We start from the raw sequence: 14,228 nt of genomic DNA, 5'->3' as shown, positions 1-14,228 counted from the left end.
AATGAGTCAATAAAAAAGCGCGCTGAGCGATATCAGCGCGCTTTTTTCTTATAGTCATCTTAGTTTATAAGAATAATCTTAGTTCATAAAAATAGCGCAACGATCTGCTTAAGCCTTTAGTACCGTATACACGGGTACAGGAAACTCACCGTGTAAATCGACCAAATCTAGCAACACCAATGCACCGACCACAGTGTGGCTTGCTGATTGGCAAAGCTCATAAGCCGTGGTCAACGTGCCACCCGTGGCTAAGATATCATCAACAAGCAAGACACGCTCAGGTGGCAAATTGTTTTGCATCTCAAGAGTGTCTTTTCCATATTCTAATGCATACGCTTTGTTCGCCACTGGCGGTGGTAACTTACCAGGCTTGCGTAGCAAAATCATGCCCTTGCCCAATCGACCTGCCAGCAAGCTTGCAAACACAAAACCGCGTGCTTCGACGGCGCCCAAACAATCGACTTCATCCAACAACCCTTCTGGCAAAGCTGCGATTAATGCATCAATGACCTCATTGATATGACTGCGCAATAACGGCGTAATATCATAAAAGTCAATGCCGACTTTTGGGAAGTCTGGTACGGTACGGATGATTTGCCAAAACTGATGGTCCGTATTGAGCAGGTCAGAAGGTTTAGTGTCGTTGTTCGCGGATATAGCGGCATTGCTGCTCATAATAACCCTTAATGTATATGGCTTAGATAACAGTATAAAGTAATACTATAACGATCTTAAGTGCTAACAATCGCGATAATTTTTCGGTGATGATTATATCACAGCTGATAGAGATGTTGAGTCATCAGCCGTCTCATAGCGCCATTGATTTTAAAAATCTACAATCAATGGCCTTGATAAAAGACTATTTATCTCAATATACAAGTGTAAACTTAACTACGAAAACCCTAGCCATATAGCAAAGGTTATATGCTAAACTACGTGCGTTTTTGCAGTCCAATATGGTGACTGTGATTCTAAACATGTGCATTAACAATTTACTGTAAGACTGGTAATGATCGATAGGACTATTTATGAAACGTTATGAATGTATTGTCTGCGGCTGGATATACGATGAAGAGCTCGGCTGTCCTGAAGAAGGCATCGCACCCGGCACCAAATGGGATGACATTCCTGATGACTGGACTTGTCCAGAGTGCGGTGTTGGCAAGCTAGATTTTGAGATGCTTGAGATTTAGTAGATGACCCTCTCCTCTAATTAGGATACTTCATGACAAAATCAAACGATAGCAATGACACCAAATTGTCTGAGAGCTTGGCTGAACCTGCGAGCAGCTACCCAACACCTGAGTGGCAGAAATTTGGTGAACATCAATGGGGTGATTCTGACCTGAGCGAGCATCTTTACCAAGCAATGATTGATATTGGTGATGGTATCGAGCTTTGTGTGGAAGCGGGTGGCAATCCCAATAACCCTCCTCTATTGATGGTGATGGGACTTGGTTCTCAAATGGTATTTTGGCCAGACAACTTTATCAAGCGCTTTATTGATGCAGGGTTTTTTGTCATTCGCTTTGACAATCGCGATATTGGCTTGTCCTCTAAAGTCCAGATTGAGGGACTGCCGCGTATCAGCCAATTCAAAATGATGATGCGCTTGCAAACAGGGCTTTCTAATAAAGGCGCGCCCGTTGCTTACAACCTGACAGATATGGCAGAAGATACTGCCCGTTTGATAAAGGCTCTTAACCTCGGTCCGACGCATCTGCTTGGCGCTTCTATGGGCGGGATGATTGCACAGATTGTGGCCGCGCGTTATCCAAGCCTTGTCAAACGCATGGCCTTGATGTTTACCTCAACCAATCGTGCATTTTTGCGTCCACCAAAACCCAAGCAGCTTTATACCCTCATCAACCGTCCTGAAAGCCACTCTGAGCGCGACATTGTACGCCATAGTGTTTGGTTCATGAAGACGGTTGGTACGCCTGGGCATGTCAATGTACGTATGGTGCGTGAGATTGCTAAGCTACGTTATCAGCGCAATTTTCATCCGCTTGGTACCGTGCAGCAGCTTAACGCCATTTTGGCATCTGGCTCTATCAGCCGCTTTAGTAAACAAGTCAAAGCGCCTACTATCGTCCTACATGGTAGCGCAGATGGATTGCTACCTCCCTCACAAGGACGCGTGGTAGCCAAAACCATTCCCAATGCTAAATTCCACTTAATTGAAGGGATGGCACACGATATCCCTGAGTATTATCAGCCTTATATGGTTGACTTGATCAGTAATCACTTATTGGCTAAGTCATCTTAGTATTTGATTGTCTGAGCAAATCGATAATAAAAAAGAGTGTAAAACCTATTGATATATTAATAGGCGTTACACTCTTTTTTATACCAATAACAGAGGGGTTATCTCATAGTAAATCGTCTACATAGATGCAGGTTTTATTCACAGCGAACCCCTTCCCCTTTTGTGTCAACGCACATCTTATTACCGTTCTTTAAATTACCAATCCAAGCCTTGCCGTCTTTGAATATAAATGCCGACTGACCTTTATAGCTGCCTTTGGCTGACACACCGCTATTAGAAAATCGAAACGGTATCACAAGCTCACCGCCAAGATTGATAAACCCCCAATCCTTACCGATACGTACGCCAGCCAATCCTTCAGAGAATGGCCGTGCTTCATCAAATGAATAGGTAATCATAGTCACATTATTGTCATCGACGTAGCCCCATTTGCCATCCTGCTGACGCGCATCCAGCGTTGTAAAGCGATTGGACGCAGCTTGCTTGGTCTGGGCGGAGGCACTACTGTTTTTATTCGCCGACGATTTAGCCGCAAATTCGTCCCCATCAGCATTACTTGGTTCACTTGTTGTCTTACCATTTTTATCAAGCCAGCTGACTGCTCGGTTTTTACGTACCCGTGCCATGCCATTTTGATAATCATCAATATCACTAATGGCTGCCGAAAATGGCACGATAGTTTTGTTGGCAGTATTAATGACGCCATAATTACCGTCTTTTTTTACTACAATGCGCCCATCAGATACTGGACGCGCCCAATCTTGACTCTCTGAGAGCACATCATACATTGCAGGAACGACTTCGCGGCCCTTCATATTAAGATAACCGACTCGATTGTTACGCTGTACTGGCAGCAGGCCACCTGACAACTTATTGGCATCGACTTTTTGATAGCGTGACAGATCCACCACGCTTTTGCCTTTATTGTTGAGCAATGCCACGGGCGCGCCGAAATCCTTTATAGCTAAAAAATAGCCACTGTTTGCGGTGCAAGAAACATTCTTATAGTAACTTTTGGGAATTTTACAACTGGCCGCTTGAGCAGTTGGCATCATAAGTAGAGCGCCAGATAAAATACTCAGCGTTAAACCAGAGTGCGACAATGTTCGCGGCAAACCGAGTATCAAAGAAGGCTGGCGTTTTGATAATAAACGTCGAAACATAAGTAAACCTAGACTGATGATATGAAAATTTTTAATACAAATGTAGATAACCTACCCTCATTATAAACCACTAAAGCGATAAACACTGTTATCTACGCGACTATCATTCCTGCACGCACGTGACCAGACTGTATACATCCCTTGACCCTTAAAAACTAAATATGATGAGCTGTCATCTAAAAAATAAACAGAAATGAGCATTTAGGCATTTCAATTTAGGATCAAACCCTCGACAATATGCCCTACGTTGATAGTACCGTTAAACCACTAAAAAAATAATACTGATTTAAGGACAGTCTATGACTATCGCTTCTTCACGCTCTGCACCTATTGGCTTAGTCATTGGTTGTGTCATATTTGGACTGGGTAGTTTGATTGTCGCTCACGTGGATGTCGGTGGCTGGGCGATGTCTTTTTGGCGATTATTAATTTCTGGCATCGTATTTGCCGCTTTGGCCAAAATGATGGGCCAACGTCTACCTCGCTCAAGGCGCGCTATTTTTTACAGCTTATTGTCTGGTGTCTTTTTAGGGTTGGATTTGGCGCTTTGGCACGAGAGTATTTATGCGGTCGGCCCTGGTATCTCGACGCTACTCAATAGCCTCCAGATCTTTTTCTTAGCGGCGATTGGGTTTTTATACTTCAATGAGCGTCAATCCATCATTCAGCTCATCAGCTTATTTTTGGCCATGATTGGGGTTGCGATGATCGGCAGTCCTGAATTTGCACACAATACAGCGGCCACGTGGGGGTTTGTCAGTGGTATTTTGTCTGGGGCAATGCTGGCGGCCTCCATGACTTTTATCCGAAAAACACATGATACGGAACCAACACCCATATTTATGCTCATGCAATTGATTAGCATTGGCGGCGTCTTAGCAATGATTGTCCCAATGCTAGTATTTGATATGGGCAATATTTTACCCAATACGTGGTCGGAGATTGGCTGGATACTGATCTATGGCACGGTGATGCAATGCTTAGCTTGGGGTCTTATCGCTTACTCCATCCCTAAGCTGTCCTTGGCATTGACTGGATTGTTGCTATTGACAGAGCCTATTGCTGCATTGGTCATCGACTACAGCTGGCTGGATAAGCCCATCAATACCTTACAATGGAGCGGTGCGCTATTAACCATGTTTGCCATTTATTTGGGCTCTTTAAAACCTAAGCCGCGCGCCCTACGCCGCTATCGATTCTTTTCACGGTTTTATAAGCGCGATTACAAATAAGCTTAATATTTTTTGTAAAAAAGGCGCTTCTCTTATATAAAGAAGCGCCCTTTTAACTATGTGAACTTCATCAATAACCGACGGCTATAAGCCTGATTACTGGGCCAGTGATTTTTTGATATCTTTTGCCTCAGATCCATAATTGAATAAAGCATTGAGTATAATAGCGGCCAAAGTAGCCGTACCGATACCGCCCAAATCAAAACCACCTAAGTGCAGGCTAAAGTTACCTGTACCCATGATGACAGTGACAGCAGCGATAACTAGGTTGCTGTTTTTGCTAAAATCAATGTGACTGTCTATCCAGATTTTTACCCCTGCCACCGCAATCAAACCAAACACCACGATAGAGGCACCGCCCAACAATGCCGCTGGAATGGTCTGAATAATGGCACCAAATTTTGGTGACAGTCCTAGTAAGATGGCAACCAAACCCGCAACCACAAATATTGTGGTGCTATACACCTTTGTCACCGCCATTACACCGATGTTTTCAGCATACGTGGTGACACCTGTGCCACCAAACCCTGCCGAAAACGTCGTCGCAAGACCATCCGCAAAGAAGGCGCGACCCATATAAGGCGTTACTCGTGCCTTGGTCATCCCCTCAACGGCTTTAAAGTGTCCTAAGTTTTCGGCAACCAAAATAAAGGCCACTGGAGCAATTAAAATAATAGCGCTCATCTCAAATCGCGGCGTATGAATGCTTGGCAGTCCAAACCATGAAGCCGCTGCCACACTACTAAAATCAATGGCTACTCCAAAGCCTAGTATATTGGTCATTACAAAGTAGGCAATATAAGACAGCACCAACCCCACAAGCAACAACAAACGACGTAACATACCTCTAGTAAATACAGCCACGACACTGATGAGTAATACCGTCAACGTGGCCATCCACGCATCGAACTGATTGGTAGAGACACCTTGAATAGTGACTGGTGCTAAATTTAGACCAATAATCATCACAATGGCACCTGTCACAATTGGTGGCATCAATCGCTCGATCCAGCCTGTGCCCGTCTTCATTACCAGTAGCCCGATCAAGGCATAAATGATACCGCAAGCCATGATGCCGCCCAAAGCGACATTCAAGTTGTCATTAAATCCTGCCCCCGCGTAAGCTGTCACAGCGATAACTGGGCCAATAAATGCAAAGCTTGAACCCAAATAACTTGGCATGCGTCCACCAGTGATCACAAAAAACATCACTGTACAAATACCAGACATCAAGATTGCCAGATTAGGATCAAACCCCATCAAAAGCGGCGCGAGTACGGTCGCGCCAAACATTGCAAACGTATGTTGCACCCCCAATAGGACACTTTTTGATGGTGGCAAATACTCATTAATACCCACTGGGTCACGGTCTAGATTGCCTTTGTAAGGCTGCCATGTTGGAAACCAGCGCCCGTTTTCAAAATCTGGATTATGTGAGTAAACGCTAGAGGCTGAGTCTATAGCTGCACCCTCCAAGGCATTGTGAGCCGACTGGTTTTTAGCGCTGTTTTCTGCAGGTATGGAAGGATCTGTTTGAGAGGGCATGCGCGCTTGTCCTATGTTGGCTAAAGTAATAGGCTAAAATAACTGATGAAATAGAAACTGAATAAAACTGTCTTGAATAAAAATGTATTGAGTCAGCCACAGGGACAGTCGATAGGATTATTATGTCATTGGCTATTTTATCCATAGCAACTCTATATATTCCCATCTATAATATGCCATCCTTATTTATTCATTCATTTATGTTCTCATATAACAAACCAAAAGTACGATTTGGTATGATGGTCATTCTTTGATAGAGGTATAAGGTCAGATGTGTTCTACTGGAACTGGTTTTAATCGTCTACGACTCGATGTACACTATGGCGATGAGCACTTACAGGATGTTACATAACTACTGACTCCGAGCATGATAACGGAGTTTCAAAATAAATAAAAGTTATTATTCAGTCACCATGTACACTCTTTGATTTACACATTTTCATAGACAGCATCTTATGCCTATTTTTACGATTGCATAAAAGTGCCCGCTGTCTCTCATATTTTTCGTAAAAGTGCTTTTGGGAATGGATGTCCCATACTCAAGCGCTCCAAATTTTCGGTAATTTATTATGATTAGTGTCTTTGATTTATTCAAAATTGGTATTGGCCCATCAAGCTCTCATACCGTCGGCCCAATGGTAGCGGCAAATTTATTTTTGGCCTCACTAAGCCAACAAGCAGAATTACAGACAGTTGAAAAAATAGAAATCGAGCTTTATGGTTCTTTGGCTGCCACAGGCAAAGGACATGCCACGGATACAGCGATACTGCTCGGATTACTTGGTCATACGCCTAGTACCATCGATACCCGTATGACCAGTCGTTATCTGTCCCCTATTTTTTCTGATAAAACGTTGAATGTCTCGGGCGTGCATACCGTTGCGTTTGATACAGAGCAAGATATTTATTGGTACGATGATACCGTTTTGCCTTATCATCCTAATGCAATGACCCTTCGAGCAATATTGCAAGATGGCACTCGATATCAGCAGACTTATTACTCAGTCGGCGGCGGCTTTGTCATCAATGAAGAAGATGCTACCAATCCTGATGAAGATCAAGCCAGCCCAACGATTGATCGAGTCCCTTATCCCTTCAACAACGCCGCAGAGCTTTTGGATCAATGCTCTCAGCACGGCCTTAGCATCAGTGACTTGGTCTTAGCAAACGAATGCTACTTCCATGACAAAGAAGAAATCTTTGCTTACTTGGACAGCATTTGGGACGTGATGCAAGATTGTGTCAAGCAAGGTTGTGAAAATGGCGGTATCTTACCAGGTGGTTTGGATGTAAAGCGCCGTGCACAAGGCTTGTACTCGCAGCTATGTACCGAAAAAGATCAGCCTATATCGAAGACAGATAAACTTGCCGCTATGGATTGGGTCGATTTGTATGCGCTTGCCGTCAATGAAGAAAATGCCAACGGTGGTAAAGTCGTCACTGCCCCAACCAACGGTGCTGCCGGTATCATTCCAGCCGTGTTGCATTACTATCGGGATTTTCTGCCCAATTATAGCCAAGATGGCGTACGTAAATTTTTATTAAATGCCACGGCAATCGGCAGCTTAATTAAGCAAAATGCGTCGATCTCTGGTGCTGAAGTTGGCTGTCAGGGTGAAGTGGGTTCGGCTTGTGCTATGGCAGGCTCGGCATTGGCAGAAATCATGGATGGCTCGCCGGCACAATGTTTGAATGCTGCTGAAATTGGTATTGAGCATAACTTAGGTTTGACTTGTGACCCAATTGGCGGCTTGGTACAAGTACCATGTATCGAACGTAATGCCATGGGTGCCGTCAAAGCCATCAATGCAGCACGGCTTGCTTGTAGAGGTAATGGTCAGCACTTTGTTTCTTTAGATAAAGCAATAGAAACCATGAAACAGACAGGTGCAGATATGTCTGATAAATATAAAGAAACGGCTCGTGGTGGCTTAGCTGTCTATGCAGACAATCGCATTCCTACTGCGACTCGCGGTGTTACAGTTAACTACAGTCAATGCTAGTATCAATCACTGCTCTGCTATACATACAAAAAAGCCTCTAACATGTTAGAGGCTTTTTTATTACGCCTGACTCATTAATGCAAGTCAATATAGTACTATTCAGCTGTTTTTGAAATCACTTCATTTAGAATCCAAACTGGCTGTACCATGTTAGAGCCTTCAGCAGTCACGGCTTCTTGACGAACATCAAGTACATAGCGGTAGTTTGGCTCATAAGTAAAGCCTTGGATGTTACCGTTTAGTGTATTGAAGTTTTTCTGATGAGTCTGACGATACTGTAGGCACTGTGATTCTACTTTGCTACCATCAGTGGCTGTTAGATCACATACTGCTTTACGTGGAGCGATCTCTACTTCAAAGCTTGGAATGTTCACAATTTTAACATTCATAGGCTGTCCTTCAACAACCATAGTACGCTCATTGTCCATACCCATCGTTGAACAACCTGAAAGGGCAAACGTCGTCATCAATGCTGCAAGTGCTAATTTTTTCATTATCAAATCCTCAGTGAATTAATCTATGTTTGTATGTACTTTAGCGCCTACCAGATTGAATTTATTGTTATAAACGTCCTGTATTGTTTAATACATACTCAAAATTTATAGGCAGTTTTTAATGATTATTCTGACAATATTATCAATACCAAATGAAATAAAATTCATTGCAATATCAACAATGTCGTCTATTGTTTACTGAGGCTAGTATAGGACGCAAGACTGCGTTCTCTCTATGACTGCTTTGTAAAGTAACGTCAGCTTTTGCAACTGATGTTAATAAAACGTATAAGATAATGGTATAAATTGATAATCCACAAATCGCAAAAAAGCCAGAGCAATCTATACTCTGGCTTCCTAATAACATTGATTAAATGCTTCGCTCTAAAGATATTAGCTACGATAGTCCGCGTTGATTTTGACATAATCGTATGACAAATCACACGTATAGACTGTATCACTGGCATCACCGCGTGCCAAATCAATATGAATGGTAATTTCAGCACGGCTCATCACAGCTTTGCCCGCTTCCTCTGTATAAGTGCTAGCAACGCCGCCATTTTGGCAAATCATCACCTCATCTAGATAGACATCGACTTGCTCTGTATCCAAATCTTCAATACCAGCATAGCCTACTGCTGCTAGGATACGTCCCCAGTTAGCATCACTGGCAAAGAACGCTGTTTTGACCAACGGTGAATGCGCGACTGCATATGCCACATCGCAGCACTCTTGCGTGGTCTTACCGCCAGTCACTTTTACCGTCATAAACTTAGTCGCGCCTTCGCCATCACGTACAATCAGCTGCGCCAGACGTACAAACACCTCTGTCAAGGCGGCAAAAACTGCCTGATAATGCGGATGCGTTGGACTGTCAATCACATCCGAGCTGGCCTTACCTGTCGCGATCAATACACAGCAATCATTGGTTGACGTATCCCCATCAACGGTGATGCGGTTAAAGGATTGCTCATTGATGGCACTTAGCATTTCTTGTAATAAGTCAGGCGCAATATTGGCGTCTGTTGCCACATAGCCCAGCATAGTCGCCATGTTAGGTCGTATCATACCTGAGCCTTTTGACATACCAGTAATATGATAACTGATACCGTCAACATCGACTTTTTGGCTCGCAAGCTTAGGAATAGTATCAGTAGTACGAATACCGTTCGCTGCCGCCAGCCAGTTGTCAGATGATAAATTGGCGAGCGCTGTGTCCAAACCAGCAATCACAGCATCACTATTGAGTGGCTCGCCAATCACGCCAGTAGAGAATGGCAATACGGCGCTGGTATCGACGCCTGTTTTGGTTGCCAACGCTTGACAGATATCTATAGCACGGCGTTTACCATCAGCGCCCGTGCCTGCGTTGGCATTGCCTGTATTGGTGATCAAATAGCGCGGAGCGGCGTTGGCAAAATGCTCACGCAATATACGCACGGGTGCCGCACAAAACGTATTTTTAGTGGTCACAACCGCAGTGGTGGCTGTATCAGCAATCTCAATAATCACAAGATCATCACGGTTCTTATAGCGTACACCTGCGGCGGTGGCGCTTAGTTTGATGCCTTCAATAGGATAAACGGTATTAGGTACTGCAACATTTCCGACAGCCATTATTGAATCCTTATGTCTCAATTTTTAGTGTTATGGGTATAAAAAATTTTAGCCAATACGGTATGCGTACTGCTTTATTAAAAGTCATGTATATATTAAAGTTTGCTTAAATCAAATGCTGACCAAATGGGCGCATGGTCAGAGGGTTTTTCCATGCCTCGCAGCTCATAACTGATACCAGCATCGACACACGCCTTGACCAAATCAGCGGTACATAAAATATGGTCGATACGTAAGCCGCGCTTAGGATCGTCATTGAATCCCCCACTGCGATAATCAAACCAACTATATAAGTCTGTACTCTCTGGATAGTGCAGACGATACGTATCGGTCAACTCGCGCGACATCAAGTCGCTATACCATGCACGCTCTTCTGGTAAAAACGAGGTTTTTCTGTTTTTTAGCCAACGTTTTGCATTGGCTTCACCAATACCGATATCAATATCTTCTGGGGCGATATTCATATCCCCCATAATGACAAGTGAACGTCCTTCTGATTTTAAGGTATCGATATAAGCCATCAAATCTGCGTAATAAGCACGCTTCATTGGGAATTTGGTAGGATGGTCTTGACTCTCGCCTTGCGGAAAATAACCGTTAAGCACATCAATCTCGCGACCTTCTATCACGTAGCGGGCATGAATAAAGCGCTTCTGTGCCTCTGTATCTTCACCAGGAAAGCCTTTTTGTACAAAAATAGGCGCGACTTTTGACAATAATGCCACCCCATAATGGGCTTTTTGGCCGAAGTACTCAATATGATAACCAAGACTTTCTATGTTTTTTAATGGAAACTGCTCGTCATGTACTTTTGTCTCTTGTAGACCCATCACATCAGGATCGATGACTTCTCGTACAGCTTCAAGCTGATGTTGGCGGGCGCGAATACCATTGATATTAAAACTGACAAAACGAGGCATAAACCATCCTATACTGATTGATTAGACTATTTGACTAGAGAAGGTATAAACGAACACATGACAAATAAATGACTATGATAACAGACACAGGCCGCCTCTCTGTTGCGCGCCTTTGTATCTTAAGTTAGAGTAACCCTTATTATCACATACATCGCTTTTTATTAAATAACTTTACTGAGTCCCACTATGACGACCCCTATAAATAACCATACAGATGCATCTTCAAAATCTGACAACGCTACCCTGCCATTATTTGCGACTGATTATAACGTCTATATTAACCATACTGACGCTGGCGGTATAGTTTATCATGCCAATCATCTGGTGTTCTTTGAAAATTGCCGCCGTGATTGGTTTACTCATCTTGGGCTAAATGGGTATTTTTTGCAGAGTGATGCTGGTGATATACAACATTTTGTTGTGAGCCAAGCAGACTTACAATATAAAAGAGCCATTTTGTTGGATGAAGTCATCAATGTGCGCATTGATAAAGTTGAGCTCAAACCTGCCAGCATGATTTTTTACCAAAGCATCCATCGCCATTTACCTGACAATAACACCACTAGCAAAGTCAATGACAGCCTATTAAGCCGTGCTAAAATTGTCATCGCTTGCGTGCAAAATCAGGTCAAACCTGACTCAGCGTCTAAAAATGACCATGTCGCTGCTTATAACGCTCCCATGCGCCCTATTCGTGTTCCAAAAGCACTACATGATGCGATTCAAAACGCCATTACTCAGCAGACCCATGAATGATGACGCGACCCTGCTGGCATATATCAGAAGCGCCTCATGCTAGCATTCGATAACCTTTGGGTATATAGCAAGCGCGCTACGACATCTGATCCGAACCAAAAAAGTGCTTCTACCACTGACTCAATATTGTCTGAAAAATACCGCTATTGGCTCAAGAAAATAACAAATCGGTCAGCGCCAGATCACGCTATGCTCACTCAGGAGCGCACTTTAATAAATGGGGTTAGCGGAAAACTGCTAGCAGGACAGATAACGGTCTTAACAGGATCATCTGGCAGTGGAAAATCTGTATTATTGCGTGTGTTGGCAGGTCTGTTACCGATGAGCAGTGGTGAGGTGAGATTACAAGGTCAAAGACACTCAAACAGCCCTAGTCATGTTAGCACTCTTGAGAGTATTCATGAGATAGCCCCTACAGAGTGGCGCTCGCGAGTTTCGCTGCTTGCACAACATCCTCAACTGCTAGAAGGACGTGTTATTGATAACTTACAATTGCCTTATCGTCTGCAAGCACACCAGCATCGTAAGTTTGATATCGATTGGCACGTCGAACAGCTCAACCATTTAGAACGTCGTACTGATTTTTTATACCAAGAAGCCACTCACCTCTCAGGTGGTGAGCGCCAACTGGTCAATACGTTGCGCCTCTTGCAACTAAATCCACAGGTATTATTATTAGATGAACCAACAGCCGCCTTGGACAGTGACACATCAGCCCAGCTGGTACGTTTGCTCATTGGCTGGTTGCGAGCTGACCCACATCGCACCTTGCTATGGGTGACACATGACAACCAAGATATTATGCCATTGGCCGATAGACATTGGCACATGCAGGCAGGTATATTGAGCGATATCTCTTAATGATATAACCAAAATATCCCTTACCCATTCATACAAACCCTCATTTATATAAATGGGTTATTTTCTGCTCGACTCTACTTTTCCCAGTTACTTTTATGATGAGCACCTATGAGCGCGACGGCCGACATGCAGATATTTCTAACGTATAGCGACATCGCTCTTGCCAGCAGCCTCATTATTATCGTCATCATTTTATCGTGCCGCCTGCGCTTACAGCTCACCCAAACTTTATTGATAGCTGCTGTTCGTACGATCGTACAGCTGAGTTTTATTGGCCTAATACTGGCATGGATTTTTGCTCGCGAACAATGGTACGAAGTGTTGGTTATTTTAACCATCATGACGCTGATTGCAGGAAGCGCTGCTAAGAACCGTGTCAAACGCCATTACAAAGGTTTATTGGCTGATACTCTGATCGCAGTGAGTGCTTCTGGCATATTGGTGACTGCCATCGCTATTGTGATGATTTTACAGGTGCAGCCTTGGTATACTCCGCAGTTTGTCATTCCTATATTGGGTTTGATACTGGGCAACTCTTTAACTGCTATCTCATTGACCAGCAATCAGCTGATTAATGCCTTTCATGAACAGCAAGGACGTATTGAGATGATGCTAAGTCTGTCTGCCCGTCCTTTCGAGGCCGTACACGATCCTATACGATCAGCAATCATTAATGGCATGACCCCCACGCTAAACTCCATGTTAGTCGTCGGTATTGTTAGTCTACCTGGTATGATGACAGGGCAAATACTGGCAGGTGCCGATCCGACTCAAGCGGTTCGCTATCAAATCGTCACCATGTTTTTGATATGTGTGAGTAGCATGCTTGGCTGCACCATCAGCGCTTTACTCATTTATCGTCGATTCTTTAATAAACACAAGCAATTAATCCTGCCTTAATCACGGTTAAGATAATTTTTATGTTCAATAGTCACAGTTTTGATTAATAAACACTATTACGTTATTAACAATGAACCTCTAAGTACCCACGTTACAAATCTGATAAAAAAGAAATTGAATTTTTCAGCTTTATTTGTGCACTGCTCAGTCTTGCATACTGGTATTACATTAAAATCTATTCATGCTAATGTATTGCTTAAATGTATTATTTTTTAATACCTTAGTGGTAAACATTAGATAATGTATATTTGATACGGTGTATTTTTTATCGCCAATTTACCCGTTTATACCTTCTGACCAGTGCCATTGTTGGTTGGGTCAAGAAGACCTATGTACGGCAATAAAATATAGCAGCCAGTCAATAAGTAAGGATACTACTTCTATCAGCGATAAATGCTACGTCAGCGCTGATGTGTTTTATTGACACGGATATGACTGCTTTACCACAAATTCTAATCTATTTTGAAT

13 protein-coding genes are annotated in these 14,228 nt (G+C 43.3%); 7 read left to right on the top strand and 6 right to left on the bottom strand.

Features of this window, described 5'->3' with window-relative positions; all coding sequences use genetic code 11:
- Window positions 1-108 precede the first annotated feature (108 nt).
- Complete coding sequence (locus CZ794_RS10240) at window positions 109-675, bottom strand: adenine phosphoribosyltransferase (protein ID WP_087041489.1); 567 nt, start codon at window positions 673-675, stop codon at window positions 109-111.
- A 353-nt stretch (window positions 676-1,028) separates the two neighbouring features.
- Here CZ794_RS10240 and CZ794_RS10235 point away from each other — a divergent pair, with 353 nt between their 5' ends.
- Window positions 1,029-1,193 (top strand): rubredoxin, encoded by a 165-nt coding sequence (locus CZ794_RS10235; protein WP_087041488.1) that lies wholly within the window; start codon window positions 1,029-1,031, stop codon window positions 1,191-1,193.
- A gap of 32 nt (window positions 1,194-1,225) precedes the next feature.
- On the top strand, window positions 1,226-2,269 hold the full coding sequence (locus CZ794_RS10230) for an alpha/beta fold hydrolase (protein ID WP_087041487.1): 1,044 nt from the start codon (window positions 1,226-1,228) through the stop codon (window positions 2,267-2,269).
- A 134-nt stretch (window positions 2,270-2,403) separates the two neighbouring features.
- On the opposite strand, the gene CZ794_RS10225 is transcribed toward CZ794_RS10230, so the two are convergent.
- Window positions 2,404-3,432, bottom strand: a complete 1,029-nt coding sequence (locus tag CZ794_RS10225) for a WG repeat-containing protein (RefSeq protein WP_087041486.1) — start codon at window positions 3,430-3,432, stop codon at window positions 2,404-2,406.
- Between the two features lie 299 nt (window positions 3,433-3,731).
- Here CZ794_RS10225 and CZ794_RS10220 point away from each other — a divergent pair, with 299 nt between their 5' ends.
- Window positions 3,732-4,664, top strand: coding sequence for a DMT family transporter (locus CZ794_RS10220; protein WP_087041485.1), 933 nt, complete (start codon window positions 3,732-3,734; stop codon window positions 4,662-4,664).
- A 96-nt stretch (window positions 4,665-4,760) separates the two neighbouring features.
- Here the strand turns inward: CZ794_RS10220 and CZ794_RS10215 are convergent, their stop codons facing one another.
- Entirely contained in the window at window positions 4,761-6,209 is a 1,449-nt protein-coding gene (locus tag CZ794_RS10215) for a solute carrier family 23 protein (RefSeq protein WP_256958938.1), read from the bottom strand.
- Between the two features lie 569 nt (window positions 6,210-6,778).
- Between CZ794_RS10215 and CZ794_RS10210 the strand changes: the two genes are divergently transcribed.
- Window positions 6,779-8,212, top strand: coding sequence for an L-serine ammonia-lyase (locus CZ794_RS10210; RefSeq protein WP_087041484.1), 1,434 nt, complete (start codon window positions 6,779-6,781; stop codon window positions 8,210-8,212).
- A gap of 95 nt (window positions 8,213-8,307) precedes the next feature.
- Here the strand turns inward: CZ794_RS10210 and CZ794_RS10205 are convergent, their stop codons facing one another.
- From CZ794_RS10205 to xthA, 3 genes are all read right to left on the bottom strand, one after another.
- Complete coding sequence (locus CZ794_RS10205) at window positions 8,308-8,706, bottom strand: DUF4377 domain-containing protein (RefSeq protein WP_087041483.1); 399 nt, start codon at window positions 8,704-8,706, stop codon at window positions 8,308-8,310.
- Between the two features lie 393 nt (window positions 8,707-9,099).
- On the bottom strand, window positions 9,100-10,323 hold the full coding sequence (gene argJ / locus CZ794_RS10200) for a bifunctional glutamate N-acetyltransferase/amino-acid acetyltransferase ArgJ (protein ID WP_087041482.1): 1,224 nt from the start codon (window positions 10,321-10,323) through the stop codon (window positions 9,100-9,102).
- Between the two features lie 95 nt (window positions 10,324-10,418).
- Complete coding sequence (gene xthA, locus CZ794_RS10195) at window positions 10,419-11,243, bottom strand: exodeoxyribonuclease III (protein ID WP_087041481.1); 825 nt, start codon at window positions 11,241-11,243, stop codon at window positions 10,419-10,421.
- Between the two features lie 186 nt (window positions 11,244-11,429).
- Between xthA and CZ794_RS10190 the strand changes: the two genes are divergently transcribed.
- From CZ794_RS10190 to fetB, 3 genes are all read left to right on the top strand, one after another.
- On the top strand, window positions 11,430-11,999 hold the full coding sequence (locus CZ794_RS10190) for a thioesterase family protein (RefSeq protein ID WP_087041480.1): 570 nt from the start codon (window positions 11,430-11,432) through the stop codon (window positions 11,997-11,999).
- 36 nt (window positions 12,000-12,035) lie between these two features.
- On the top strand, window positions 12,036-12,860 hold the full coding sequence (locus CZ794_RS10185) for an ATP-binding cassette domain-containing protein (protein ID WP_087041479.1): 825 nt from the start codon (window positions 12,036-12,038) through the stop codon (window positions 12,858-12,860).
- A gap of 108 nt (window positions 12,861-12,968) precedes the next feature.
- Window positions 12,969-13,760: an iron export ABC transporter permease subunit FetB gene (gene fetB, locus CZ794_RS10180; protein ID WP_087041478.1), complete on the top strand. Its 792-nt coding sequence runs from the start codon at window positions 12,969-12,971 to the stop codon at window positions 13,758-13,760.
- The last annotated feature ends 468 nt before the right edge of the window (window positions 13,761-14,228 follow it).

The organism is Psychrobacter sp. JB385 (assembly GCF_900163785.1).
Classification (GTDB): domain Bacteria; phylum Pseudomonadota; class Gammaproteobacteria; order Pseudomonadales; family Moraxellaceae; genus Psychrobacter.
This window is presented reverse-complemented; position numbering and strand designations above follow the sequence as displayed.